This is a genomic window from Citrobacter sp. W9 (genome assembly GCF_026719375.1).
GTDB classification, from domain to species: Bacteria; Pseudomonadota; Gammaproteobacteria; order Enterobacterales; family Enterobacteriaceae; genus Citrobacter; species Citrobacter werkmanii.
Genome location: NZ_JAPPTE010000001.1, coordinates 965328 through 989157, shown reverse-complemented (window position 1 = coordinate 989157; position 23830 = coordinate 965328). Strand labels below are relative to the sequence as shown.

At 50.2% G+C, this 23830-nt stretch carries 21 protein-coding genes and 1 tRNA gene; 5 read left to right on the top strand and 17 right to left on the bottom strand.

Annotation, left to right across the window (positions count from 1 at the left end; translation table 11 throughout):
* Window positions 1-104 precede the first annotated feature (104 nt).
* From OOJ59_RS04625 to OOJ59_RS04600, 6 genes are all read right to left on the bottom strand, one after another.
* Window positions 105-1310, bottom strand: coding sequence for an ATP-grasp domain-containing protein (locus OOJ59_RS04625; RefSeq protein ID WP_268063340.1), 1206 nt, complete (start codon window positions 1308-1310; stop codon window positions 105-107).
* Window positions 1249-1947, bottom strand: coding sequence for a 2OG-Fe dioxygenase family protein (locus OOJ59_RS04620; protein ID WP_233600339.1), 699 nt, complete (start codon window positions 1945-1947; stop codon window positions 1249-1251). Before OOJ59_RS04620 ends, OOJ59_RS04625 begins: the two co-directional genes overlap by 62 nt.
* A gap of 157 nt (window positions 1948-2104) precedes the next feature.
* Window positions 2105-2308, bottom strand: a complete 204-nt coding sequence (locus tag OOJ59_RS04615) for a 2-hydroxymuconate tautomerase family protein (RefSeq protein ID WP_038639801.1) — start codon at window positions 2306-2308, stop codon at window positions 2105-2107.
* Window positions 2309-2323: 15 nt separating this feature from the next.
* Window positions 2324-3664: a hypothetical protein gene (locus OOJ59_RS04610; RefSeq protein ID WP_160956436.1), complete on the bottom strand. Its 1341-nt coding sequence runs from the start codon at window positions 3662-3664 to the stop codon at window positions 2324-2326.
* Window positions 3654-5516 (bottom strand): FAD/NAD(P)-binding protein, encoded by a 1863-nt coding sequence (locus tag OOJ59_RS04605; RefSeq protein WP_160956437.1) that lies wholly within the window; start codon window positions 5514-5516, stop codon window positions 3654-3656. Before OOJ59_RS04605 ends, OOJ59_RS04610 begins: the two co-directional genes overlap by 11 nt.
* Window positions 5513-6703 carry an MFS transporter gene (locus tag OOJ59_RS04600; RefSeq protein ID WP_087857778.1) on the bottom strand — a complete coding sequence of 397 codons (1191 nt, stop codon included), beginning with the start codon at window positions 6701-6703 and terminating at the stop codon, window positions 5513-5515. Before OOJ59_RS04600 ends, OOJ59_RS04605 begins: the two co-directional genes overlap by 4 nt.
* Before the next feature lie 108 nt (window positions 6704-6811).
* Between OOJ59_RS04600 and OOJ59_RS04595 the strand changes: the two genes are divergently transcribed.
* Complete coding sequence (locus OOJ59_RS04595) at window positions 6812-7684, top strand: LysR family transcriptional regulator (protein WP_038639788.1); 873 nt, start codon at window positions 6812-6814, stop codon at window positions 7682-7684.
* A 105-nt stretch (window positions 7685-7789) separates the two neighbouring features.
* Here the strand turns inward: OOJ59_RS04595 and cbl are convergent, their stop codons facing one another.
* Both cbl and nac read right to left on the bottom strand, forming a co-directional pair.
* Window positions 7790-8740: an HTH-type transcriptional regulator Cbl gene (cbl, locus tag OOJ59_RS04590; protein ID WP_038639784.1), complete on the bottom strand. Its 951-nt coding sequence runs from the start codon at window positions 8738-8740 to the stop codon at window positions 7790-7792.
* Between the two features lie 101 nt (window positions 8741-8841).
* Complete coding sequence (nac, locus tag OOJ59_RS04585; RefSeq protein WP_069323332.1) at window positions 8842-9759, bottom strand: nitrogen assimilation transcriptional regulator NAC; 918 nt, start codon at window positions 9757-9759, stop codon at window positions 8842-8844.
* Between the two features lie 325 nt (window positions 9760-10084).
* Here nac and OOJ59_RS04580 point away from each other — a divergent pair.
* From OOJ59_RS04580 to OOJ59_RS04565, 4 genes are all read left to right on the top strand, one after another.
* Window positions 10085-10160, top strand: a tRNA-Asn gene (locus tag OOJ59_RS04580).
* Window positions 10161-10368: 208 nt separating this feature from the next.
* The gene (gene shiA, locus OOJ59_RS04575; RefSeq protein ID WP_160955853.1) at window positions 10369-11685 is read left to right on the top strand and encodes a shikimate transporter; all 1317 of its coding nucleotides are present in this window, start codon (window positions 10369-10371) and stop codon (window positions 11683-11685) included.
* 119 nt (window positions 11686-11804) lie between these two features.
* Entirely contained in the window at window positions 11805-13259 is a 1455-nt protein-coding gene (locus OOJ59_RS04570) for an AMP nucleosidase (protein ID WP_160955852.1), read from the top strand.
* A gap of 14 nt (window positions 13260-13273) precedes the next feature.
* Entirely contained in the window at window positions 13274-15052 is a 1779-nt protein-coding gene (locus OOJ59_RS04565) for an aminopeptidase P family protein (protein ID WP_160955851.1), read from the top strand.
* A 55-nt stretch (window positions 15053-15107) separates the two neighbouring features.
* Here OOJ59_RS04565 and ptsG read toward each other — a convergent pair whose 3' ends face one another.
* From ptsG to fabG, 9 genes are all read right to left on the bottom strand, one after another.
* On the bottom strand, window positions 15108-16541 hold the full coding sequence (gene ptsG, locus OOJ59_RS04560) for a PTS glucose transporter subunit IIBC (RefSeq protein ID WP_003036277.1): 1434 nt from the start codon (window positions 16539-16541) through the stop codon (window positions 15108-15110).
* A 416-nt stretch (window positions 16542-16957) separates the two neighbouring features.
* Complete coding sequence (locus tag OOJ59_RS04555; protein WP_038639768.1) at window positions 16958-17755, bottom strand: metal-dependent hydrolase; 798 nt, start codon at window positions 17753-17755, stop codon at window positions 16958-16960.
* A gap of 10 nt (window positions 17756-17765) precedes the next feature.
* Window positions 17766-18770, bottom strand: coding sequence for a DNA polymerase III subunit delta' (gene holB / locus OOJ59_RS04550; protein WP_160955850.1), 1005 nt, complete (start codon window positions 18768-18770; stop codon window positions 17766-17768).
* On the bottom strand, window positions 18767-19408 hold the full coding sequence (tmk, locus tag OOJ59_RS04545) for a dTMP kinase (RefSeq protein ID WP_038639762.1): 642 nt from the start codon (window positions 19406-19408) through the stop codon (window positions 18767-18769). The genes holB and tmk overlap by 4 nt, the downstream gene beginning before the upstream one ends.
* The gene (gene yceG, locus OOJ59_RS04540) at window positions 19398-20420 is read right to left on the bottom strand and encodes a cell division protein YceG (protein ID WP_137351523.1); all 1023 of its coding nucleotides are present in this window, start codon (window positions 20418-20420) and stop codon (window positions 19398-19400) included. The genes tmk and yceG overlap by 11 nt, the downstream gene beginning before the upstream one ends.
* A gap of 2 nt (window positions 20421-20422) precedes the next feature.
* Window positions 20423-21232 carry an aminodeoxychorismate lyase gene (gene pabC / locus OOJ59_RS04535; protein WP_160955849.1) on the bottom strand — a complete coding sequence of 270 codons (810 nt, stop codon included), beginning with the start codon at window positions 21230-21232 and terminating at the stop codon, window positions 20423-20425.
* A 136-nt stretch (window positions 21233-21368) separates the two neighbouring features.
* Complete coding sequence (gene fabF, locus OOJ59_RS04530) at window positions 21369-22610, bottom strand: beta-ketoacyl-ACP synthase II (protein ID WP_038639753.1); 1242 nt, start codon at window positions 22608-22610, stop codon at window positions 21369-21371.
* Between the two features lie 85 nt (window positions 22611-22695).
* A complete protein-coding gene (acpP, locus tag OOJ59_RS04525; RefSeq protein WP_000103754.1) occupies window positions 22696-22932 on the bottom strand; it encodes an acyl carrier protein in 237 nt (78 codons plus the stop codon).
* A gap of 155 nt (window positions 22933-23087) precedes the next feature.
* Complete coding sequence (gene fabG / locus OOJ59_RS04520; RefSeq protein WP_006685074.1) at window positions 23088-23822, bottom strand: 3-oxoacyl-ACP reductase FabG; 735 nt, start codon at window positions 23820-23822, stop codon at window positions 23088-23090.
* Window positions 23823-23830 lie beyond the last annotated feature (8 nt).

Below are 23830 nucleotides of genomic sequence, written 5' to 3'. Positions count from 1 at the left end.
CGGGTCTGACGGCGCTTAGTGCTGAATTCACTATCGGCGAAGGTGAGTTGATGGCTCATGATGTCCCTCTGGGATGCGCTCCGGATGAATATGATGATCTCATATCAGGAACTTGTTCGCACCTTCCTTAGCATCGCAAGATGTTCCTCAATTTCACGACTGGACTCACCTTCAACAATGGCACTGACAATCTCACCATTCGTCAGTTTCATCACATCATAATGACGTCCGACAACACCTGTAGCCCGATAATTGATCACAAAAGGTAACGGACATTTATCCGCAATAGCCTGTAAGGTTCCTTGAGAAGGCGGCACATTCAGTTGTCCAACCCGGATAACAGGTATTCTTTGCGCTAAATCCCGCGGATACGTTTCGTTCAGACAGGCCTTCAGCCATGTCATACGCGGATCGAGGCCAAATGCCGCACCTAATTCTTCATTAACGAAACATCCGCCTAACCGGCAGGCAAGCTCGCCGAAAATAATATTACCGCCCTGATCCACAAATACCTCAAGATGAAGTAAGGTGTTTTTCTCAATAGGGAAGACTTCTTTCGCAAGATATTTTGTATAGTCAATCAACTTCTGGTGTAGTGAATTATCATCTTCCATGACCAGCCCTAAGGTTTGCCCTGATAGAAAATCAAGACAAGATACCGTGGCCCGAGAGGCGGAAATAAATATGGGTTTCCCCTGCAGATACAACGCGTTGATCTGATAAGCCTCACCTTCAATAAACTTCTCGATTAACAGATTATGGTATTCAGAGGATTTCATCTGCGCCAGATATTTAAATAACTGACCTTCATTTTTTAAAACCACCACCCCCATAGATCCACGTCCATCATTTGGTTTTATCACGCAGGGATATCCGTGTTGCGCAATAAATGAGGCCATTGCCGTCGCATTTCCCACGCGAGCCATTGCTGGAATCGGTAACTGATATTGCTGCACACGGGATTTCATCAGAAACTTATCGCGAAACAGGATCGCCGCATTCTCACGCCCCTGCGTTAAACCTAAACGATCGCTGATCCTTGCCGCCCTGAGCACATCAATTTCAGCCAGGAAGTAAATACCGCTGGCGTTGTTCGAACGTGCATAATGATAAATATCCAGTTCTACCACAGGATTATCGTTAAAGTTTTCATAAAACAGAAAGATAAAATCATTCCCCATATGATGCAAGATCGCCGCTTTTTGACTGGCGCAGGTGGCTATCACTAACGGCGTTGATTGCTGGAGTTCATGCCAGGCGTTTGGCGAGTGTTGTAAAAGAATTTTGGGTGGGCACAGTAAGATGTTCATTATTTTTCACTCTCGATATCAAACGTAATGACAAACACATCCCGAAATCCTTTCCCGGGCAAAGCGGTACAATAGGTGCGGTATAATGCAGATAATTAACATCATTGAAAATGATCGCCTCCCCCGCCAGAATTTTGAAGGTTGTTGCGTCATTTCCGCCGTCGTGATGAGGGATTAACGTAGTATCGCCACCGGCGATATTTTCCATTTCGCTGCAATAGACGGCAATGAACTTAAAGCCATCCTGATGTATACCTTCCGGAGCAGGATAGCCCGGTTGTCGATCATGTGTTGTAATTCTTATTTGATGAATACCAACGTTATAGTTATCCTTCGGTAGCAATGGCAGTAATTTGCTAAATACCAGATTCATAATTTCTTCGGCAACATCCTGTTTTATTTCTGGATACTTTCTGCTGATACCACCTGAATACGTATTAAGTTTTTCAGACTGAAAGAAAACTCCGGCCTCGCACAAACTAAAATATTTTTCACACCCTGCTTTTGCCTGAAGATAACTTCGAAAACGAAATTTTCCATCTTCAGCTTTAAGCCAGGGATCAGGTAGCAACTCATCAAAGCTTTTTTTAACATTAATCGAGGTATTACCCAAACGTATATGATGATAAGCATGCATATATGACATCCTCAGAAAAGAGACAATAATGTATGTTGGTTATTTTTCTCAACTTATGACACCGGCAAGGGCCAATATCATTACCTGCATCCAGGCAAAATGCGATGACTGCGGATATCAGGCGAGGAACGCACGTTCCCCGCCATCACATTCACTATTACTGACTTTTTTTACGCAACTCGGTCACCGGTACTCCGCCAATCCCCCAGTTATCGGTATCGACTTCGTCAATAACCACAATGGTTGTAGCAGGGTTTTTATTAAGCACATCCACCAGTAGCTGAGTCGCACCTTCCATCAGCTGTTTCTTTTGTTTATCGGTCACACCTTCTTTAGTGATCTTAATATTTACGTAGGGCATAACAACTCCTGTAAACTAAATGATTGTGGATAATGCGCCGAGGTAGCTAAGCGCAAACAGGTTAAACAGCAGAACATAACCATAATGCATCTGGAAACTGGTTCTGCCGGGAGAAACATTAAGGCTGTTGGCAGCAAAAATTGCGTTTATCGATACCGGAGATAGCAGTTGCGTAGCAATAAAAAGGCAAATCCAAATCTGATAATCCACCACGCTGCCGGAAAGATAGTCGGAAAAAATCGACCATGACACGCTAAATATAATTAGGGGATGAATACCGAGGATACCAGGCAAGGGCAGAACAAATAAAATAATGGCATAGCACTGAAACGTTGTAAGACCGCTAACAAACGCTGTAATGCCTTGCGGGATGTTTGCAAACAACATCATACATACCGATGTTAACAGGCTACATGCCAGGAGTAATACCACTTCGCCGGAGATCCCCTGAGCAGATTCAGACAGTTGTTGCGCCCACTGCTTTTTGCGATTCGCAAAATGGCTGACGATAAAAAGAACAACCGCCGTGAAGGTGATGCTCTGCAAAGGATTCAACCCCAGCACGCTCAACGATAGAATAAAGCTTCCCCAAAACAAGCCGATAAAAGCAAGAATCGAGGTCATATTGCCGCGGTCAGAAACCGTATGACTATCTTCGGCAACCAGTTGGACACGCGATTTCTGGTTTAACAGGATACTGAATAAAAACAGGGGAATGCCGACCAGCATCGCCGGAACATGAGGGATATCCGGCATAGCAGCCCATACCGCCGCCGCACCAATAGTCGTCGGCATTAAAACCATCGTGATACATACCGTACGAGTGACAATCTTCGCCAGGTTAAACTTCGGTTGAACCACTTTTTTCAGGCTATCAAGCAGGAGTGGAATGGCCCCAAGGCTCATTGGCCAGGTTAAAAAAGCGGTCAGCAACGTTATAGACAATGTGACTCGAGACGGTTTTTTCTGCAGTAAATATGCCCCCAGCGCAGCGTTAAAATTTATCGCGTTCATCACCTGCCGGAGTAATGCAATCCCCACCAGCAAGAGCATGACGTCTGAATATCGTACAAAAACAGCGAGGAGGTTAAGTTCCCCACTCTTGTTTGCTGTCAGTAGAAAAATCATCGAAGCGATAAAAATGAGGATCCCACTTCTTGCCGATGATTTTTTCCACCAGAATGAAAAAGTTGACAGGATATACAATATTGACGCAACGAGTGCAAAAACAGACATCACGGGATATTTACCGGCAAGCACACAGGATGCAAGGAAAACACCCAATGAGATCACAATCATTGAGGATTGCAGATTTTGCCAGAGATTACCGTGCGTCTGGATTTGCTCAGTCTGCATTAATGACAACCTCATGCTGAACATTGCGATGGTGCAATTGTTGATACATATCGGTTACACAGCGCCCGGCATCGACCAGGAACCTCGAATTGACAAGGGGTCGGGGCAATACGTAAGTGTAAAAATTAGCCCCTTCCGCTGGATTGCCTAACACCCAAATCGATTCTTGCGTTTCCCCAAGGCAGTTAATTGGATGCTGATTGATATCAATATCCAGCCCGCCTGGATGATAACCATCGTTCATAAAGGGACGCACAATGCCGTTGATAGTCATATTCCTCATCAACGTTGAAACGTCGTGCAACGGCGAAAAGTTAGCAATTTTGGCTTTTATCAACACATCAGCTCTCACTACGCTACTCTCATCTTTAAATTCAGAATGAACCTCGAACTTACCCTCATATTCATTCATCATTAAACGGGGATCCTTTCCTCCTGCCAGACGAACTATGTTGGCATGCATTAATGCCAACAGTTGTTCATTACGCAGTTTCGGCGGACCTACAGCAATACGATTAAAGACAGGATTGATCTGCTCAATGAAGTATTGATGCGATTTCGCGTCAAGTCCGCAATTATCGATAGCCCCTCGCAAAATATCTCTTACGTCACGAATAATGTCGGTCGCCGCTTTCACTGGGCCCTTGACGTTGCCTTTGTCAGACTCATGCAAGTCATCGCGTAAAAAATCAATAAACCATTGACTATATTCTTCCAGGGAGGCATGTTCCTGATTGCGATGAGGATAAAGTATGCTATCGATAATCGCGGCATCATGCACATCAGCAACATATGTCGTGGGTTCCTGCCACTTCCCCTCCAGGGTAGATCGATAGACGTAGCACATTTCTTTATGCAGCAACGGGAAAATTTGTTCGATAAAATTTATTTTTGATGTGGCATTATGAATTAAATTCTGGACACGAAATTCATTAATTGCGGCTGAAGTTAAGAATCGTGGTCGGTATTGACCGGAAATACCTTTTTGATTCATGCCGCGACTGCTGAAAGGGAGAGCCTGTCTGGAATAAATAAAAATATCAGGTTCATTGCCACTAGGGTGATAGCGAAGCATCCCATTGTCTGTCACAAACCGTCCACCACGTCCCAGCGTTAATTGGGAAATAACATCATAAGCTGTCAACCCAATGCCCTGGACGATAACCTTAGCTCGGGAGTGAATATTATTTAACCTATCAACCGGATAAGGCGTGGAATAATATTCCAACAGTTCATTTTGCTTATTGCTGCTGGCAATAAATTTTTCGACATAATGATCTTCCAACGTTTTCATATTGTCGCCATGGCCGGTTGTCAGATAAACAAAGTCAGCAACAATCCTCTGATTATCTTCTAAAACAATGGCTGATCGTTTATCTTGCTGAATAAAAAGATTAGTTGCCTGCTGATTTATTTGCGTTACCGTCAGACTGGCTGGCAGATTTTTTAGTATTCTCTCATACGCCCAATTTAAATATTCTCCCAATAAGCGACGAGGCAAGTAATCATTTGCATCAATAGCTAAACCTGTTTCGCTTTTTATATAGCGATCACCCACTTTGCGATAACCCTGATTGTTAGCCCATTGATGAAAACATGGGCCTGGGCGAAAAGGGCCGGCATTTTTTACGGTCGCATCACCAAACAATGTTATTTGACAGGCAACAGTATTAACTAATAAATGGTCGGGCTGAGACAAACTATGCGCTCCCACACCCATGGCATTTTTATCAATAATAATGATCTGCATATGTTCATTAATCGCATACTCTGTATGCAGGGCACAAATCCTTTCCAGAATACTTAAACCACGCGGTCCCATACCCAGTATAGCCACTGTCATTTTTTTCATTCTTTGCTCCAACTGTCTGAATATTTAACTTTACTGTATTGTAAATAGCTAATCCCTGCTGCGATAAATAACGAGGCTGCACCCAATAATATGGAATAGGTCATTCCATTTTTATTGCTCTGGAAGGCACTGACAATTAATGGACCGACGATCTGCCCGACCCCATAAGTCAGCGTAACGAGGCCAAGAAGGTTAATCTTTTTTGGTGCCCTTATTTTTCTTGCCAGCGGCATGACCAAAGAACTTGTCCCCATGAATGTGCCGCCAAAACCAATACAGCTAATGGTTAGTAGCAGTGGTGAGTTAATAAATATGGCCATGACTACGCAAATCGCCTGAACAATTAAGTTAACACTTAGGCAGGATAATATATTCCACTTACGCGCGGCCCATAACCAGCCATAGCATCCAGGAATAACGGCAAGACCGACAATGGACCAGATATGGTCGGCTAAAAAGGTGTTGCCAACCCCCCTGGCCATTAACGGTAAATATGTAGCGACAATGATATAGCCGAATCCGGCCAGACCATACAGTAAGGCTAAATTCCACCACTGGATTTCAGGTTCCGCACTTACGACTGCTTTTACCGGCGGGATCATATGCTTATCTTTCGGCAATAAAATTACCAGGATGACGAAAAATATCGTTGAAAGTATGGAAGCACCAATCCACAACAAGTGTGAATCTAACGCGTAAGACACGCCAGCAATGACATATTCATTACCGATAAAAATGCCTATTCCTACGCCTGAAAACAGTGAGGCGATAACAAAAGGATTATGGGTATGCTGGAGCACCAGCATTGAACCAAATATCATCATTCCCGCGCTTGCCACACCCGCAAGGAATCTGATTAACAGAATAATTTCAGGCTGAGTCACTTGTGCCATCAAAAAAATCAGCAGGGCTGTGAGTAACGCTGAAGCCAGTAACAGCATTCTTAACTTATTGACTGCGTTGAAAATACCAAAGGAGAAAAGGAGACTGCCGACGAGGTAACCTGCATAGTTTGCGCTGGCAATTAAGGATAATTGCGAAAAGGTAAAAAGCCCTTCATGAAGCATAACGGGAAGCATAGGGGTATATAAAAAACGCCCAATTCCCATTCCTAAGGTCAAGACGATCATACCAAATACAGCAGTACTCAGCTGACGATGGCCAACAGCACTGTGATCGATATCCATTTTTTGGCCTCAAAAGACGAATTAAGTTTGATTGTTATCTTACATAAGGAAATGATAATAAAAAGTTAATAAAAATGACGAAAACATTCACTTTAGGTAATGCCTTCTATGAACAGTACCTCGCTTAACTTGTTTAAAACGGTTGCGGAAACGGGTTCCATATCTGCTGCTGCGCGTAGTCTGCACTGCGTTTCATCGAATGTCACAACCCGTCTCAAACAGCTGGAAGCCAGCCTTGACGTATCTCTGTTTGTCCGTGAGAAAAATCGTCTCTACATCACCCCTGAAGGCGAGCTTCTTCTTCGCTATGCCAACAAAATTCTGGCCCTGTTACACGAAGCGGAATTGTCCATGCATGGAACAAAAGTGGCGGGACCGTTACGCATCGGCGCAATGGAAACGACCGCAGCGGTACGTCTGCCCTCGATACTGGCGAATTTCCACCGCGAAATGCCTTCCGTTGAGCTAAACCTGAAAACCTCCCCCACGGAGGTACTGGTGCAGCACATCCTGAACAATGAACTGGAAATCGCTTTCGTTGCCGATCATCAGGCACTGCACACGGAAAATTCGCCTCTGCAATTGCACATTTTATGTCAGGAAACGCTGGTACTGGTGACGGCGGCAGAGCACCGGAATGTCATTACCGGCGCGGACCTCAAAGTGACAAGACCGCTGGTCTTTGTTAAGGGGTGTAACTATCGCTCCCGTCTGGGACAATGGCTGCGGCTGCAGGGAGTCGATTATGCCGATCCCCTGGAGTTCGGCTCTTTTCAGGCGATCCTTGGCTGCGTGAGTGCCGGAATGGGGATTGCCCTGTTGCCAGAGAGCGTAGTCAGACAGTATGAACATAATTTCCCTATCCGTAGCCATACGATTACCCCACAGATAGGTAACGTGAACACTATGATGATATGGCTTAAAAACCGAGAAGTCAGCCGGGTGCTTAATCGCTTTGTCTCATTTATTACCGAGGCTTAATTTTTCGCTACCGACAACGGCGCAATGCAGGCCGCAGAGTCAGTGGAAGACTGGCGCACTCAAAAGAGCGCCAGTGGCAACGTAATTGATATTGAAAAGCCCGCTTTATATCTGATAATCAATCACCGTTTCATCGGGCTCCATTGCCTGGCGTTTGATTTCATCCACGGATAACCCTGCGTTGCATAGCTCGATAAATCGCCAGACATAGTTGCGCTGTAGTTGTCCTCGTTTCAACCCCAGCCAGACGGTGTTTGCATCAAATAAATGCCGGGTATCCAGACGGGTCAAACTGCCCTCCTCCTGCTCGCCACTGGATTGCTCTGCCACCAGCCCAATACCCAGTCCCAACGCCACATAAGTTTTAATCACATCCGAATCCTGGGCGCTAAGTATAATATCCGGCACTAACCCTTTTCGGGCAAACGCTTCATCAATACGCGAACGTCCCGTAATTCCCTGTCGATAAGTAATTAACGGCCAATGGGCGATGGATTCCAGCGTCAAAGGCGATGTCTTGACGAGTGGATGGTCGTGCGGAACGAGCAGACTGTGGTGCCAACGAAACCAGGGAAAAGCCACCAGCAGTGGATCGCTACTCAGACGTTCACTGGCAATCCCAATATCTGCTCCGCCATTTTGCAACAACGCTTCGATCTCCTGTGGCGTGCCCTGAATCAGTTCCAGACGCACTTCCGGGAAAAGCTCACGAAAAGCTTTAATCACTGCGGGCAGGCTATAGCGCGCCTGGGTATGCGTGGTGGCTATCGTCAGAACACCTGACGTGTCATTGGTAAACAGATCCGCCAGACGGCGGACGTTGCTGGCCTCATTCAGAATACGTTCGGCAATGCCCAGTAAGGCTTTACCCGGTTCGGTCATGCCCAGCAGGCGTTTCCCGCGACGAATAAATATTTCGATGCCAAGTTCATCTTCAAGTTCACGAATATGTCGGCTGACACCCGACTGCGAGGTATACAATATATTCGCGACTTCCGTCAGGTTGTAATCCTGACGGGCCGCCTCGCGGATTATTTTAAGTTGCTGGAAATTCACTTTTCGCTCCGGGCACATCAGACATTACGCTATTGTTAAAGTCTGATGCCCGGCATAACAAATAATAAAAACCTGCATCTTATTCCTCTTGGGAATAAGCTTTAGCTTACCAGCTGCAGCTCACGGTTTTCCAGCATCGGTCGGCTAACCAGCGACAACAGGATCTCCTTGACTGCCTGCGCTTGTGGCGACAAGCTCCCCATGGCCGACACATTCAATGAGAGCGGCAGATTCATTGATGGGGTGGTAATCCGCGCCATCCAGCCATTTGCTGCATTGCACAGTGCGCGGGCTGCCGATTCGGGTAACACAGTGACGCCCATACCGCTGGCAATGGCAGCCGTTAAGGTCGAGATAGACTCGATTTCGCCAATGACTTTGGCCGTTAAGCGACGTAGCGAAAAAGCCTCATCCACCCGCAAACGCACCGCACTGTAATCCCGAGGCAAAAACAGATTCATCTGCGCCACTGCGGCTAAATCGACGCTTTGGCCTGGACAATCACGCGTCCCCACCAGGAAAAGATCCTCCTTCAGCAACGGCTGACAACTTATGCCCGCCACGGGCGAGCGCTCATAGAGCACTGCCATGTCTAATTGTCCGCTGAGAAGCTTGTCATTTAGCACTGCCCCACTGTTTTCATGCAAATAGACCAGTACATCAGGCAGTTCGGCACGTACTGTTTGTAACAGTGGCATAGTGATGGATGATGCCGCCGTACCCGGTGCCAGGCCAATAGAAACCTGACCACTCAGAGTCTGACCAACATTATTGACCGCAAGTTGTGCCTGTTCACACTGACGTAAAATCGTTCGGGCGTGGGTATACAGCACTTTCCCCGCTTCTGTGGGCGTGACGCCGCGCTTGGTACGAATCAGCAATTGCTGATCCAGTTCGCCTTCCAGCGTGGCGACCTGCTGGCTCAGCGCGGGTTGCGCGATGTGCAACACTTCCGCTGCCTGGGTCAGGCTACCAATATCGACGATTTTTACGAAATATTTCAGTCGTCTGAAGTTCATTTTGCCTCCTGTCGGAATACCAGAACCCGTGCTGGCAGTCATGTGAATCAGGATTGCAAGATACTTGCCAGTTTCGTCTGCAGCGGCGTTTTACGCTGACGCCGCGTCAGGTAAGGAGCAAAGTGAAGAACGACATTTTTTGTACGCTTATACAGATGACTGTGGCTGCCCTGGAAAAGGTAGATACGCACCAGAATGGGGCAAAAGCATAAAAAGGCGGAAAGTTCGCCGCTTTGCTGATTTTGTCAGCAAACGAACGCACAATTGTATTTCGTCCTTTGACAACCCTCATCACCCTCGCTAATATGCGCCTCGTTCACACGATTCCTCTGTAGTTCAGTCGGTAGAACGGCGGACTGTTAATCCGTATGTCACTGGTTCGAGTCCAGTCAGAGGAGCCAAATTCAGAAAAGCCTGCTTTCGAGCAGGCTTTTTGCTTTTCAATTTTCTCATTCGTCTAATTATTCATGTTGCCCTCTGCGAGGGATATAATCGTTTCCTCTTCATGCCTGTCGCGGTAATCTCATAACGTCCGGTAATCTATCGGCTGCAATGTGTGTAACCCAACTCAAATACTAATAATTAAAAGACAGTACAGACAGGATAACTATGGATTCCACCCTCACCTCCACGGGTCCCCAACAGGACGCCTCTTCGCTCAACCGTGCCCGACGCGCTGCGCTTGGTAGCTTCGCGGGCGCCGTGGTCGACTGGTATGATTTTCTGCTCTATGGCATCACCGCTGCGTTAGTCTTTAACCGCGAGTTCTTTCCGCAGGTCAGTCCGGCGATGGGAACACTTGCCGCCTTCGCTACCTTTGGCGTCGGATTTCTGTTCCGCCCGCTAGGCGGGGTCATCTTCGGCCACTTCGGCGATCGTCTTGGGCGTAAACGTATGCTGATGCTCACCGTCTGGATGATGGGGATCGCCACGGCGCTGATTGGCATTATTCCTTCCTTTGACACCATTGGCTGGTGGGCCCCTGTTCTACTGGTGACGCTGCGCGCCATTCAGGGCTTCGCCGTGGGCGGTGAATGGGGCGGAGCCGCGTTGCTCTCCGTCGAAAGCGCGCCGAAAAATAAAAAAGCCTTTTATAGCAGCGGTGTACAGGTCGGGTACGGCGTCGGTCTGCTGCTTTCTACCGGCCTGGTCTCGCTGATTAGCTCTCAAACTACCGATGAGCAGTTCCTCAGTTGGGGCTGGCGTCTTCCGTTCTTGTTCAGCATCGTGCTGGTATTAGGCGCGTTGTGGATGCGTAACAGAATGGATGAATCGGCCGAGTTCGAACAGCAGCAACAGGCGCCACAGCCCGAGAAAAAGCGGCTTCCGGTCATTGAGGCTTTAATCCGACATCCGGGCGCATTCTTAAAAATTATCGCCCTGCGCCTGTGTGAACTGCTGACGATGTATATCGTCACCGCATTTGCTCTTAACTACTCGACACAAAACCTCGGCCTGCCACGCGAGCTGTTTCTGAATATCGGATTGCTGGTCGGCGGGCTGAGCTGTCTGACCATCCCCTGCTTTGCGTGGCTTGCCGACCGCTTTGGTCGTCGTCGCGTCTACATTACCGGGGCACTGGTCGGGACGCTAAGCGCCTTCCCATTCTTTATGGCGCTGGAGGCCCAGTCTATTTTTTGGATCGTGTTCTTCGCGATTATGCTGGCCAACATTGCACACGATATGGTGGTCTGCGTGCAGCAGCCTATGTTTACCGGTTTATTTGGCGCAAGCTATCGCTATAGCGGCGCAGGCGTTGGTTATCAGGTGGCCAGCGTGGTTGGCGGCGGTTTTACCCCCTTTATTGCGGCGGCACTGGTAACATTTTCAGGCGGAGACTGGCACAGCGTAGCTATTTATCTGGTGGCGGGTTGTCTTATCTCCGCCACTACCGCGCTGTTGATGCGGGATAAGCAGCACGGTTAAACCCCCGGTGCGAGGGCCATCCGGTCTTCGCACCATCTTCCTTAACGTCTGACTTTTGTTTCACATTCCTGTGACATACTATCGGGAGAGCGGTATATCTGTGGAACAAGGAGACAGACATGAACAATAAGGGCGCCAGCCTGACCCCGGCTCAGGCACTGGATAAACTGGACGCGCTGTACGAACAGTCGGTTAAATCACTGCGTAGCGCCATTGGTAAGTATATTGAAACAGGGACGCTCCCTGACATAATCGCCCGCCAGAACGATCTTTTTGTCTACCCGTCACTTCGTGTCACCTGGGATGGCAGCGCCACTAATCCGCCAAAAACGCGCGCCTATGGCCGTTTTACCCATGCGGGTTGCTATACCACCACCATTACCCGTCCGTCGCTCTTTCGTCCTTATCTTGAAGAACAGCTCACGCTGCTGTATCAGGATTATGATGCGCATATCTCCGTTGAGCCATCGCAGCATGAAATCCCCTATCCCTATGTGATTGACGGTTCAGAACTGACGTTGGATCGCTCGATGAGCGCCGGATTAACGCGTCATTTCCCCACCACTGAATTGTCGCAGATTGGTGACGAAACGGCGGACGGGATTTTTCATCCGGCGGAATTTTCTCCGCTGTCTCACTTCGATGCCCGACGCGTGGATTTTTCGCTGGCGCGACTGCGTCATTACACGGGCACGCCGGTTGAACATTTCCAGCCCTTTGTGCTGTTCACCAACTACACCCGCTATGTCGATGAGTTCGTACGCTGGGGCTGCAGCCAGATCCTCGACCCGGACAGTCCGTATATCGCGCTATCATGCGCGGGCGGGATCTGGATCACCGCCGAAACCGAAGCGCCAGAAGAAGCCATCTCCGATCTCGCCTGGAAGAAACACCAGATGCCCGCCTGGCATTTAATTACCGCTGATGGTCAGGGGATCACGCTGGTGAATATCGGCGTCGGCCCGTCTAACGCCAAAACTATTTGCGATCATCTCGCCGTATTGCGCCCTGATGTCTGGCTGATGATTGGGCACTGTGGCGGCCTGCGTGAAAGTCAGGCAATTGGCGATTATGTTCTGGCCCACGCTTATTTGCGTGATGACCACGTGCTGGATGCTGTACTCCCACCGGATATTCCGATTCCGAGCATCGCTGAAGTGCAACGCGCGCTGTATGACGCGACCAAAGAGGTCAGCGGCATGCCCGGCGAAGAGGTCAAACAGCGCCTGCGTACCGGTACCGTTGTCACCACCGACGATCGAAACTGGGAATTACGTTACTCCGCCTCTGCGCTGCGCTTTAACCTCAGCCGTGCGGTAGCTATCGATATGGAAAGCGCCACTATCGCCGCCCAGGGCTACCGCTTCCGCGTCCCCTACGGCACATTGCTTTGCGTTTCCGACAAACCGCTGCACGGCGAGATTAAACTGCCTGGTCAGGCCAACCGTTTTTATGAAGGCGCCATTTCCGAGCATCTGCAAATAGGTATCCGGGCTATCGATCGTCTTCGCGCCGAAGGCGATCGACTACACTCCCGTAAATTACGTACGTTCAACGAACCGCCGTTCCGTTAAGGCCTGAGGTAACTATGCACAACTCAACCCCTCTTTCCGCCCTGCGTAACCTGCTGATAGCGCAGGGGCTGGATGGTATGATTGTCCCGCGCGCCGACGCTCACCAAAGTGAAGATTGTACGCCGCATGATAATAAGTTGGCCTGGCTGACTGGTTTTAGCGGTTCAGCGGGACTCGCGCTGGTCCTGCGCGACCGCGCATTAATATTTGTCGATGGGCGCTATCAGGTCCAGGTACGCAATGAAGTCTCGCTGGATGATTTTGAAATTCACCATTTACACGACGAACCGCTGGCAGACTATTTGCAGTCTCACGTTGCAGCGGGTACACGTATCGGCTTTGAGCCGCTGCTGATGGTTAACAGCCAGTTTGAAGCGCTGTCGGCTACCCACTGCGAGCTGGTACCTCTGGAGCAGGATCCCTTCGACCAGATATGGTTAGATCGTCCGGCAGCGCCTTGCGGCATCATTCGCGAAATGCCCCTCGAAATCAGCGGTGAGAGCTGCGCACAGAAACGTGCCCGCGTCGTGGAGCAACTCACTCAACATCAGGCCGATGTGCTGGCGATTACGCTGCCGGACAACATTGCCTGGCTGCTTAATGTCCGTGGTTCGGATCTTGCTATGGTTCCGGTGCCGTTCTCATTTGCCCTGCTCCATCGCAGCGGCGAACTGGAATGGTTTGTCGATAGTAATAAAACACAGCAACTCCCCGCATCGCTGTTGGATACGCTTACGCTGGCCCCGCAAGAGAGCTTCCTGGCTCGCTGCCAGCAGTTGGCAAATGGGAAGCGCTTTCTGGTCGATAAAGACTACGCTCCGGTGGCATTGCGTTTTGCCATAGAAGAACATGGCGGCCACGTCCTGTGGGCCCCCGACCCTATTACGTTAATGAAAGCGCACAAAAATGACATTGAACTGGCAGGCTATCGGGAATGCCATGAACAGGATGGCGCAGCCTGGGTTAACTTCCTCGCATGGCTGGCGCATGAGGTCCCTTTACGCGAAGCGGCGGGCAATCCAATCACCGAACTGGAAGCACAGGCTAAACAGCTGGAGTTTCGCCAGCAGCAGCCGGGATTTATCGAGCAGAGTTTCAGCACGATTTCAGCCTCTGCCAGCAATGCGGCGATGTGTCATTACCACTCCAGCGAAAAAACCAATACGCCAATTACCTCGCAGGCCATGTACCTGAATGATTCCGGTGGTCAGTATCATAATGGTACAACGGATACGACGCGCACCCTGGCATTTGGCCCACAGGATCCGCAGCGACGCTTGCACTACACCGCCGTGTTGAAAGGCTTCTTGTCACTTATTTCACTGCAGTTCCCCAGCGGTACTCAGGGCCATCAACTGGATGCCTTCAGTAGGCGGGCATTGTGGGATTTGGGACTGGATTTTGATCATGGTACCGGGCACGGCGTAGGCCATCAGTTGCTTATCCATGAACAACCTCATCGCATTGCCAAAAAAGTTAACCCCTGGCCTCTGGTGGCGGGCAATATCATCACCATCGAACCGGGTTATTATCTGGCCGGGCAATATGGGATCCGCATTGAGAATCAGGTGGAGATTATCAACAGCCGTCCGGGCTTCTGCCGTTTCTCAACGCTGACGCTGGTGCCGATTGATTTGAACCTTGTGGAACTGCATCTGCTGAGCGATGCTGAGAAACAGTGGATTGATGATTACCACCAGCAGGTCAGAGAGACATTGTCCCCACGCGTAAACGCAGAAGCCCGTCCATGGCTGTTCGCCGCCACTGCGCCCATTCGCGTTCAGGCCAATTAATGCATTAAAAAAGGCAGCCCGCAGGCTGCCTTAGTTCTCCCCAACGTCTTACTGCTTAGCTGTTACGGATGTACTCATCCATTTCAGTTTTCAAGTTATCGGACTTGGTACCGAAGATCGCCTGAACACCGGAACCAGCAACCACGACGCCCGCCGCACCCAGTTTCTTCAGGCCAGCCTGATCCACTTTGGCAACGTCAGCCACGCTAACGCGCAGACGAGTAATGCACGCATCGAGGTTAGTGATGTTTTCTTTACCACCGAATGCAGCAACCAGAGCCGGAGCCATTTCGCCGGACGCACCCGCTTTGCTGTCTTCGGTCGCATCTTCGCGACCTGGCGTTTTCAGATCCAGCGCTTTGATCAGCACACGGAAGATGGTGTAGTAAACAATCGCATAACCGATACCGACAATCGGGAACAGCCACAGTTTGCTGCTGTTACCGGACAGAACGATAAAGTCGATCAGACCGTGAGAGAACGATGTCCCGTCACGCATACCCAGCAGGATACAGATCGGGAATGCCAGACCAGCCAGAATCGCGTGGATGATGTACAGGATCGGCGCCACGAACATGAAGGAGAACTCGATCGGCTCGGTAATACCGGTCAGGAACGAGGTCAGCGCCGCGGAGATCATAATACCGCCCACTTTCGCGCGGTTTTCTGGTTTAGCAGAGTGCCAGATAGCGATAGCGGCAGCTGGCAGACCGTACATTTTGAACAGGAAACCACCGGACAGTTTGCCCGCAGTCGGGTCGCCCGCCATATAGCGAGGGATATCGCCGTGGAACACCTGGCCTGCAGCGTTGGTGTACTCACCGATCTGCATCTGGAAAGGAACGTTCCAGATATGGTGCAGACCAAACGGCACCAGGCAGCGTTCAATGAAGCCATAGATACCGAACGCCACTACCGGGTTCTGGTATGCAGCCCACTGGGAGAACGTCTGAATAGCAGTACCGATCGGCGGCCAAATGAAGGACAGAACCACGCCTGTGAAGATGGCAGCCAGACCAGAAATAATAGGAACGAAGCGCTTACCCGCAAAGAAGCCGAGATACTCAGGCAATTTGATACGGTAGAAACGGTTGAACATATACGCTGCAATCGCACCGGAGATAATCCCCCCGAGAACACCCGTATCAGCAAGGTGTTTAGCGGCGATCTCTTCAGCAGGTAAATGCAGAACCAGCGGCGCAACAACAGCCATGGTTTTAACCATGATGCCGTAGGCAACAACGGATGCCAGTGCAGATACGCCGTCATTGTTGGTGAAGCCTAACGCAACACCGATGGCAAAGATCAGCGGCATGTTCGCAAAAACAGAACCGCCTGCTTCTGCCATTACGTGCGATACAACGGCTGGCAGCCAGCTGAAGTTAGCGGAACCGACACCCAGCAGGATACCTGCAATCGGGAGTACGGATACCGGCAGCATCAGCGATTTACCGACCTTTTGCAGGTTAGCAAATGCATTCTTAAACATAATTAGGAGTGCTCCTGAGTATTTGTGCTTATACACTTCATCCTTCAAACCGCCTCAGCGTTGGCTGCGCTCATTCACTCCAGTCACTTACTCGAGTAAGCTCCTGTCATTCACTCACTTGCCGCCTTGATGCCGCTTGAATGATTTTGTGTATTCTACGTTCTCACGCATTGGCAAGGGGGGAGAGCCTCGCCGTGGACAGAGCATCTAAGTGCTCTTTATTTATTACACAGAGTAAAATAATTCAGTCTGTATTTGTTTGACGGCTATCACAATTCAGTTGTGAATGGCCGCAAAATTCGCACATTCCGATAAAATGAGTTTCTGAATGTGTCTAAGTGGTTATTCACCGCCCATTTTGTGGCGGTGAACTTTACTCGCTTTAGTTATTAATTACGAGCTTTAAAAAAAGTCAGTTAACGGACTGATTGCAGGCGAGAAGCATCGATGTGAAACAGGCGGGCAAAGTTATCAGTGGTTGCCTGCGCCAGTTCTTCCACGGCAACACCTTTCACTACGGCCATATACTCCGCAACGTCACGCGTCATGGCAGGTTGGTTCTCTTTTCCACGATGCGGCACCGGCGCAAGGTACGGAGAATCCGTCTCAACTAACAAACGATCCAGAGGAACATAACGGGCAGCATCACGCAGTTGGTCAGCATTACGGAACGTGACGATGCCGGAAAACGAGATATAAAAGCCGAGATCCAGCAATTTGCCCGCCGTTTCTCTGTCCTCTGTAAAACAGTGTAGTACGCCGCCGCAATCCGTCACCTTTTCTTCGCGCAGAATTGATAATGTATCGGCTCGGGCATCACGGGTATGCACGATAACCGGTTTCTGTAATTCGCGGCCAATCTGAATATGGTGGATGAAAGATTCCTGCTGGCGCACCTTCGTTTCCGGCGTGTAAAAATAATCCAGCCCGGTTTCTCCCATCGCTACCACACCGTCTTCGGCGGCAAAACGACGCAGGTCTTCAACATCATAAGTTTCATCCTGATTTAACGGATGCACACCGCAGGAGAAAACCACGTTGTCACGTTGGCCAACCAGTTCACGCATACTGCGGTATCCCGGCAGGGTGGTCGCGACGGCAAGACAAAATTTCACATCGCGTGCGGCCGCTTTCGCCAACACGTCATCCACGTCCTTATGCAGAGATTGATAATCCAGGCCATCAAGATGGCAGTGTGAGTCGACTAAAAACATAATGTCTCTCTCAAAGATGAGGAACAGGCAGTACGGTGCCTGGTTGCAGGTAATGCTCAATACGGAGAATAAGATCGGTTAATACCAGTTCACGGTTTATGCCCGTCACGTTCAGCAACTGCTGACGACAATGACAAACATCACCAAGTATCGCCTGTATCTGGGCGACGGATAACCGCTCGGCGATAGAAGAGATGAGATCCTGAGCATCAGGATTGGTTAAATGGGAAATCCCATAGGAACGCTTTAAGGCATCCGTCAACAGCGTGGCCAGCCAGTGTAAACGAGCGGCAGCCTGATCGTGGTTGAGCGCCGCTAACAGGATATACCAGTCGCCTGATTGCAGGGTGTTCGCCAGCGCGGCGAGGAAATCTGTGCGGGGCGTCCAGCTTTCAGCCTGTAGCAACGTTAATGCCGCGCCAGGCGACCCCGCACTCAGACGTAATGCGCTCAACAATGCTTCCGGTGACGCCGTCACTTCACGGGTAAGCCAGGAGATAGCGTATGACTCTGCCGGTGGTGCAAGGTGATGTAACCGACAGCGGCTACGCAGCGTGGCCAATAAACGCGCAGGTTCGCGACTGGCGAGGAAGAACCAGGTCTGCGCCGGAGGCTCTTCCAGCGTTTTCAGTAACGCATTAGCGGCGGCATCAGTTAACTGGGCGGCATCCGGGATCCACACCACTTTCGCCCCGCCCAAGCGTGAATGCTCGTACAGTTTCTCACTGACTTCGCGTACCGCATCAACGCCCAGCGTGCTTTTGCCTTTTTCCGGCAGCAGCGAATAGTAGTCCGGATGGGTCCCCGCCTGCATCAGCTGACAGCCGCGGCAGTGTCCGCAGCTTTTATGTCCTTCCGGCTGCTGACACATTAAATAGCGACTGAGCGCGTAAATCAGCGCATCGTCGCCCATGCCGGGTAACGCCTGAATCAGTAACGCATGGTGACCACGACCCGTCTGGTAGCTCGCTACCAGTTTTTCAAAATCAGGTCGTAACCATGGGAACCATTTCATGCGCCCTGCTCCTTCACCCACTGAGTAATGGTATTGCGAATATCAGCCATCACAGCCTCCAGCGGCTGCGTAGCGTCAATCGTACGAATGCTGGCATCTTTGGCAGCCAGTTCAAGATAGCGCGCTCGGGTACGATTAAAGAAATCGAAAGATTCCTGTTCAATACGGTCCAGTTCGCCACGCGCACGCGCACGCTTCAATCCGACTTCTGGAGTGACATCCAGATAGAGCGTCAGGTCCGGACGAAAATCTCCGAGTACCGCATCACGCAGCGTTGCCAGCATGTTTTGATCTATACCGCGGCCACCGCCCTGATACGCCTGGGTCGACAGGTCGTGACGATCGCCAATGACCCATGCACCTCTCGCCAGCGCAGGTTTAATAACGGTTTCGACCAACTGCACGCGCGCGGCGTAAAACATCAGGACTTCGGCTTTGTCGGTAATGACCTCGTCGCCTACCGACTTAATGTCCAGCACCAGACTTCTTAGTTTCTCAGCGAGCTGCGTTCCACCAGGCTCGCGGGTAAAAACCATGTCACGAATACCGAGTTGCTCAAGTGTCTCTACCACCACATTACGCGCAGTGGTTTTTCCGGCGCCTTCCAGGCCCTCGATGACGATATAGTTACTGCCCATTTTTTTCCTTAAGCACTTTCAGGTAATCCTGTACTGACCGGTTATGGCTGACAAGATTGGTGTTAAATGTGTGGCCGCCTTTACCATCTGCCACGAAATAGAGATACGGCGTTTTTGCCGGATGTGCGGCAGCCTGCAATGAGGCCTCTCCCGGCATGGCAATCGGGCCAGGCGGCAGCCCGGTGATGGTGTAGGTGTTATAGGCGGTTGGCGTTTCTAAATCCACACGCGACAATTTGCCATTATACCGTGTCCCCATGCCGTAAATCACCGTCGGATCGGTTTGTAAACGCATGCCAATACGTAAGCGGTTAATAAAGACCGAGGCCACCTGGTCGCGCTCGCTGGCAACCGCAGTTTCTTTTTCAATAATCGAGGCCATTGTCACTAGCTGATTTTTATCCTGATAAGGCAAGCCATCAGCGCGCCCTTCCCAGACGGTATCCACCGCTTTAACCATCTTTTGATGCGCACGTTTTAGCAGTGCTACGTCGGTCGTATTCGCGGTATACATCCAGGTATCGGGCCAGAACCAACCTTCCACCCACTGCGGGTTTTCCAGCTTCAGCGCCTGAGCGACAGTCTCGTAGTTATCGTCGCTCAGCGTATGTTTGATATAGGGCGCATCGCGCAGTTGTTTGAGGTAATCACTCAGGCGCATCCCTTCCACCAGACGTAACGGGAACTGGGCCTCTTTACCGCTTTCCAGCAATAGCAGCATTTCTCGCACCGTCATGTCGGGCGTCAGGCGATAGGTACCCGCCTTAAAATGCGACAGGTCAGGCTCCACACGCAGCAGCCACTGGAAGACACGCGGACGATTGATAATCTTATCCGCATACAGTTGTTCACCGAGAGCCAGGCGGCCTGTACCCGCTTTCAGCGTAAAAATAGTCTCTTCTTTAATCAATAACTTACTGTCCGCCAGATGGCGAACTTTCCACATGCCTACGCCCGCGGCAATGCCCAGCACAACCAGCAATAACAGGACAACGAGTAACAGTTTTTTCATGACTAATTCGGGTGCTCACAAAGTGGGGCTAAAAAATCGAATAACAAACGTGAAGACAACATCGTGTCGCCACAGGTACGCACGGGAATAACCGGCATTAATGCGTTACAGACGACGATTTCATCGGCTTGCATAATCTCCTCCAACCCGGCATACACTTCGACAAGACTGAACGGTGATTGTGCCAGCATACGGATACAGAATTGTCGCATAATGCCGTTCACTCCGGCCTGATCCAACCGGGGAGTGTAAACCACATTACCTTTACGCCAGAACAAATTAGCCGCACAGCATTCCGTAGCCCATCCCTCGCTGTCAAGAACTAGCGCTTCATCGGCATCCGTCTGCTCAAGATGAGAGCGAATCAATACCTGCTCCAGGCGATTCAGATGCTTAAGTCCGGCAAGCATAGGGTTACGCCCCAGACGCACTGGGCTTAACGCCAGCGTAATCCCTTCATGGCGCCAACGATCGTAATGTTCGGGCCAGGCTGAAACAGAGAGAATACGGGTGGCGTTGTGACAATTTGCGCCGCTGTATCCCCGACCGCCGCTACCGCGGCTAATAATGACTTTCAATACACCACGCGCGTGTCCTTGAGCCAGCATTTTCATTTCATCTTGCAGTTCTGACCACTGTTCAAAAGCGATCAGCAACTTTTGGCAAGCGTCTTGTAAACGCGCAAGATGCGCTGCAAAGAGGCAAATTTCGCCGTCGATAATTCGCGCGGTAGTAAAACAACCATCGCCAAATTGGGTCGCTCGATCGCTTACGGCCAGCAGATTTTGCTCGCAGCCATTAATTAAGAACATGGAGGCTCCTTATATCTGGTCCGCTAGTTTGGCAGGATGAGTAACACAGGACAAGGGTGAAAAACCGAATAAAAAAAGGCCCGACAAGCGGACCTTTTCAGTTTTATTTCGATGCTAACGCATCACCTGACGAGACTTAAATCTTTTTAAAGATCAAAGAACCGTTGGTACCACCGAAGCCGAAGGAGTTACACAGAGTATATTCCAAACCACTCACCTGACGCGCTTCGTGAGGAACGAAGTCCAGGTCACAACCTTCATCCGGGTTATCCAGGTTGATGGTTGGCGGAATAGCCTGGTCGCGCAGCGCCAGGATAGAGAAAATAGACTCTACCGCGCCCGCAGCGCCTAACAGGTGACCGGTCATGGATTTGGTTGAGCTTACCATCACACGGCTCGCCGCATCGCCAAAGACAGATTTCACTGCCTGGGTTTCAGCTTTATCGCCTGCAGGCGTAGACGTACCATGCGCGTTGACATAGCCGATCTGACCCGCTTCGATAGCCGCATCGCGTAGTGCATTGACCATTGCCAGCGCAGCGCCTGCACCGTTTTCCGGTGGTGACGTCATGTGGTAAGCATCGCTGCTCATGCCAAAACCAACGACTTCAGCATAGATTTTCGCGCCGCGCGCTTTCGCATGCTCGTACTCTTCCAGTACCACCATGCCTGCGCCGTCGCCCAACACGAAGCCATCACGCTCTTTATCCCACGGGCGGCTTGCCGCTTGCGGGTTATCATTACGCGTAGACAGCGCGCGTGCCGCGCCAAAACCACCCACGCCAAGCGGTGTACTGGCTTTTTCAGCACCACCCGCAACCATCGCGTCTGCATCACCGTATGCAATGATACGTGCGGCATGACCGATGTTATGTACGCCTGAAGTACAGGCGGTCGCGATGGAGATGCTTGGCCCTTGCAGGCCGTACATGATGGTCAGGTGACCTGCCACCATGTTAACAATCGTCGACGGAACGAAGAACGGGCTGATCTTACGCGGTCCACCGTTTACCAAAGAGGTATGGTTTTCTTCGATCAGACCGAGACCGCCAATACCGGAGCCAATAGCGGCGCCAATACGGTGAGCGTTCTCTTCCGTTATTTCGAGGCCAGAATCCTGCATGGCCTGAACGCCAGCGACAATTCCATATTGAATGAAGGCATCCATCTTGCGCTGTTCTTTGCGCGAGATAATGTCTTCACAGTTAAAATCCTTTACTAAGCCAGCAAATTTCGTTGCATAGGCGCTAGTATCGAAATGGTCGATCAGGCTGATGCCACTCTGACCGGCAAGGAGAGCTTTCCAGGTAGACTCTACGGTATTGCCGACAGGAGACAACATGCCCAGTCCGGTCACAACTACACGACGCTTAGACACGGTTGTCCTCCAGGGAGGGAAAATAATTCAAGTGGGATAAAAAGATAAAACTCAGGCGGTCGAATGACCGCCTGGAGATGTTCACTTACGCCTGGTGGCCGTTGATGTAATCAATGGCAGCCTGAACGGTAGTGATTTTCTCAGCTTCTTCGTCCGGAATCTCAGTATCAAACTCTTCTTCCAGAGCCATTACCAGCTCAACGGTGTCAAGAGAATCTGCGCCCAGGTCTTCAACGAAGGAAGCATTGTTGGTAACTTCTTCCTGCTTAACGCCCAGCTGTTCGCCGATAATTTTCTTAACGCGTTCTTCGATAGTGCTCATACTCTTAAATTTCCTATCAAAACTCGCTTTCGCGATGGTTTTCGTAGTGTATAAAATGTTGAAAAATTTGCAACTAAATCCCGGCAGGTCTTACCACGATTTTACGTTATTTTGAGGCCATTCCCCCTAATAACGCAAATATTTTTCAATCGTGGTTAAACCATGTACATCCCGCCGTTGACGTGCAAAGTCTCACCTGTGATGTAACTTGCTTCGTCAGAAGCTAAAAATGCAACCGCACTGGCGATTTCCTGAGCGCCACCAAGGCGACCCGCAGGAACCTGCGCCAGTATACCCGCACGCTGATCATCAGACAGCGCACGCGTCATGTCCGTTTCAATAAAGCCCGGAGCAACAACGTTTACAGTAATACCACGGGACGCAACTTCGCGCGCCAGTGATTTACTGAAGCCGATCAGACCTGCTTTCGCCGCAGCGTAGTTAGCCTGACCCGCATTTCCCATGGTACCAACCACAGAACCGATAGTGATAATACGCCCATGACGCTTTTTCATCATAGCTCGCATTACCGCTTTTGACAGACGGAAAACAGATGACAGGTTGGTTTCGATGATATCGTTCCACTCGTCATCTTTCATGCGCATTAACAGGTTATCACGAGTAATCCCGGCATTATTGACCAGAATATCGACTTCACCAAATTCTGCGCGAATATTTTCCAGAACAGATTCGATAGATGCCGGATCGGTCACATTCAACATCAGACCTTTACCATTTGCACCTAAGTAATCGCTAATGGCCTGCGCACCACTTTCACTGGTTGCAGTCCCGATAACTTTCGCGCCACGGGCAACGAGTGTTTCAGCAATTGCGCGGCCAATTCCACGGCTTGCACCGGTTACCAGCGCGATTTTTCCTTCAAAATTCATGGGCTTCC

Excerpts from the sequence above, each read along its gene's own strand:
- OOJ59_RS04615 (WP_038639801.1), bottom strand. The coding sequence starts at position 2,308 with ATGCCCTACGTAAATATTAAGATCACTAAAGAAGGTGTGACCGATAAA.
- OOJ59_RS04600 (WP_087857778.1), bottom strand. The coding sequence starts at position 6,703 with ATGGATATCGATCACAGTGCTGTTGGCCATCGTCAGCTGAGTACTGCT.
- OOJ59_RS04625 (WP_268063340.1), bottom strand. The coding sequence starts at position 1,310 with ATGAACATCTTACTGTGCCCACCCAAAATTCTTTTACAACACTCGCCA.
- OOJ59_RS04555 (WP_038639768.1), bottom strand. The coding sequence starts at position 17,755 with ATGTTTTTAGTCGACTCACACTGCCATCTTGATGGCCTGGATTATCAA.
- OOJ59_RS04565 (WP_160955851.1), top strand. The coding sequence starts at position 13,274 with ATGCACAACTCAACCCCTCTTTCCGCCCTGCGTAACCTGCTGATAGCG.
- acpP (WP_000103754.1), bottom strand. The coding sequence starts at position 22,932 with ATGAGCACTATCGAAGAACGCGTTAAGAAAATTATCGGCGAACAGCTG.
- OOJ59_RS04605 (WP_160956437.1), bottom strand. The coding sequence starts at position 5,516 with ATGAAAAAAATGACAGTGGCTATACTGGGTATGGGACCGCGTGGTTTA.
- OOJ59_RS04610 (WP_160956436.1), bottom strand. The coding sequence starts at position 3,664 with ATGCAGACTGAGCAAATCCAGACGCACGGTAATCTCTGGCAAAATCTG.
- holB (WP_160955850.1), bottom strand. The coding sequence starts at position 18,770 with ATGAAATGGTTCCCATGGTTACGACCTGATTTTGAAAAACTGGTAGCG.
- yceG (WP_137351523.1), bottom strand. The coding sequence starts at position 20,420 with ATGAAAAAACTGTTACTCGTTGTCCTGTTATTGCTGGTTGTGCTGGGC.
- OOJ59_RS04620 (WP_233600339.1), bottom strand. The coding sequence starts at position 1,947 with ATGCATGCTTATCATCATATACGTTTGGGTAATACCTCGATTAATGTT.
- nac (WP_069323332.1), bottom strand. The coding sequence starts at position 9,759 with ATGAACTTCAGACGACTGAAATATTTCGTAAAAATCGTCGATATTGGT.
- OOJ59_RS04595 (WP_038639788.1), top strand. The coding sequence starts at position 6,812 with ATGAACAGTACCTCGCTTAACTTGTTTAAAACGGTTGCGGAAACGGGT.
- tmk (WP_038639762.1), bottom strand. The coding sequence starts at position 19,408 with ATGGGCAGTAACTATATCGTCATCGAGGGCCTGGAAGGCGCCGGAAAA.
- OOJ59_RS04570 (WP_160955852.1), top strand. The coding sequence starts at position 11,805 with ATGAACAATAAGGGCGCCAGCCTGACCCCGGCTCAGGCACTGGATAAA.
- fabG (WP_006685074.1), bottom strand. The coding sequence starts at position 23,822 with ATGAATTTTGAAGGAAAAATCGCGCTGGTAACCGGTGCAAGCCGTGGA.
- ptsG (WP_003036277.1), bottom strand. The coding sequence starts at position 16,541 with ATGTTTAAGAATGCATTTGCTAACCTGCAAAAGGTCGGTAAATCGCTG.
- pabC (WP_160955849.1), bottom strand. The coding sequence starts at position 21,232 with ATGTTCTTAATTAATGGCTGCGAGCAAAATCTGCTGGCCGTAAGCGAT.
- shiA (WP_160955853.1), top strand. The coding sequence starts at position 10,369 with ATGGATTCCACCCTCACCTCCACGGGTCCCCAACAGGACGCCTCTTCG.